The following is a 2348-nucleotide window of genomic DNA, read 5'->3' on the forward strand; positions in this document are numbered from 1 at the left end:
GGCGAGTTAATTTATGAACCTGCTTTTGAGTTATTTATTATACCAATTTAGATTCTTCTCTTGTGATTTACTGATTAATTATCAACCGTTTATAGTAATTAATTTAAAATGAGTGGGATGAATTTAATGAAGATCGTTGACCGAATAAAGCAAACAGCTAATTCTCAATGCATATAAAATTTACAAACCTTTGCCTAAAAAGCAGAAATTGGCATAAATAACATTTAATCATGGAATAGAAAAACTCCTAGTATTTAGAAGCTTGTCGAAAGTTTCTAAATACTAGGGATATCTACAGATTATTTATGGTATGGTAATAAAAAGTCCAAAAATGTAATTTCGTATGATTCATCAGCCATGATAGAAGTACTCATCGTTTGTGAAATAGCATGCTGTGAACGACAGCAATGGCTATGCAACATTTAAACTCCCCCCCAAAAACGAATATGGAAAATTCTATCATATAATATTAATATATACGATTGTTATAATTTTATTTTTAATTGTAATGTTTCTAGCTAGTCCTAAAAAATCTAATCGAAAAAAAGACATTGGTTACTCTGTAAAAGTAACTAATATTACATGTTCAAAAGATGGTTGGAAATTTTCTGGAAGAACAAAAGCTACTGATGGTAACTTGATTGCTAATATTTCAAGCAATGATGATCCAACTAATCTGATATTAGATTTCCAAGATTCTACAAAGTCTATAAAAATTTAATTACAATAATTTTTCTAATATATCTATTTCTTATGAAATTGAATTATTTGATCAATACGGAAATTCGTGCATGTTACATGTTGCTAATTTTGATTTAAGAAAACAAGTCCTAGACAATTTAAATATATTAATAAAAATGACCTTAAATCAATTCCATTTGGAAACTACACAGTATTTAAATTAAAAAATTAAATAAGAGGGAGTTTAATGAATAATAATAATAATAATATATTACCAACAGATTCAATAAATAAACTATTTGGTCCTTCTTGTGAAGCAGTTGGGCAAGCGGTCGGTGCCATCTTCAATTTTACTTTTAGCAGATTAATCAAATATAATATTATCAAAAAATCTGAATTAGATGATTTGGCTAATGGTGTTGCTGAAAATGCACATAAAATACCTGAAAATAATTTAGATGATTCAAAGATTGAACAAATTTTAAATATAATTGAAAAATCTAAATATTCAATTTCTAATGCTGAATTGCGAGAATTATATAAAAATATTATTGTTAATTCTTTAGACAATAGAAAAAACAGAAAGATTACTAATTATTTTGCAACAATAATTAGTAATCTTTCTCCAGAATCCGTAATTTTTTTGAATGGAATGGTAAAAATAGGCGCAGGTTCTTTGCCAATAATAAAAGCAAACGCGCTTAAAGAACCATCTGATATTAAAAATCAGTTTAATCCGGCTTATAAACAAGTAACTTTTGGTGATACAGGAATTTTTAATAAAGCAGAAAAAGATGGAAAAGTATTTTTCAAGTTGAAAAAACGTTTAGAAATTTCAGAACATTTGAAAATATTAGAGTCCCTTGGAATTGTTGAAATACTTTATGATAGACAAATAAAACATCCAAGTTGGGGGCAATGCATATGAAGATTTGTCTAATCAATTAAAGGAGACAGAGACTCTTAAAAAATACAAAAAAAATAATTTAGAAATTAAATATGGAGTAATTTCCTTAACCGCTTTGGGCATATCATTTATGGAAGTTGTTTCTTACTGATTTTTTAAGTTATACTTTTTATCAAAACTGTTTTCTGTTTCTGATATAAATTTAGTCATAAATTCTGAATTAATTTTAACTGGAAAAATAGTAATTAACCTATTAACAACTATTGTAATTAGCATGGCAGACATTATCAAAAAGTATAGTAAATATCAGGAGCCTAAAACTGAATCATCAAAACGAACTATTCGTGTCAATCAAGATATTTTAAATATTATTAGTGAATTAAAATCCAACGGATACCATAAAATATTTTTTGAATTAGTTTAAAACATTACCGACTTCTGGAGCTGTAAACAAGGTTCTTAGGAACTCACTAAAAGAGTTGGGTATAAATAAATGACGGTTTCACTTTCACTCGCTTAGACATACACATGTTACTTATTTACTGTCAAATGATATTGATATATATAATTAGCAAGCGTCTTGGTCATTCGAAAGTTTCTACCACAACAAACGTTTATTCATATTTGACTGATGAGTATAAAAATCGTTCTAATAATCAGATTAAGAGTGTTTTAGATAAATTAAATTCAAGCACAGAAAAAGACACTAAAATTAATTAGTGCCTTTTTATTTGCGTACACAATTCGTACACATTTAATT

General features: G+C 27.0%; 2 protein-coding genes and 1 pseudogene. All 3 read left to right on the plus strand.

The annotated features are described in order from the left end of the window. Positions 1-394: 394 nt before the first annotated feature. On the plus strand, positions 395-721 hold the full coding sequence (locus tag B808_RS01125) for a hypothetical protein (protein ID WP_035421433.1): 327 nt from the start codon (positions 395-397) through the stop codon (positions 719-721). A gap of 207 nt (positions 722-928) precedes the next feature. Next, positions 929-1609, plus strand: a complete 681-nt coding sequence (locus B808_RS01130) for an Abi-alpha family protein (RefSeq protein ID WP_035421435.1) — start codon at positions 929-931, stop codon at positions 1607-1609. A 407-nt stretch (positions 1610-2016) separates the two neighbouring features. Then, positions 2017-2308 (plus strand): annotated as a pseudogene (locus B808_RS06725) (tyrosine-type recombinase/integrase); the annotation flags it as partial. Positions 2309-2348: the final 40 nt, after the last annotated feature.

Origin of the sequence: Fructilactobacillus florum 8D (assembly GCF_000512295.1) — a bacterium.
GTDB classification, from domain to species: domain Bacteria; phylum Bacillota; class Bacilli; order Lactobacillales; family Lactobacillaceae; genus Fructilactobacillus; species Fructilactobacillus florum.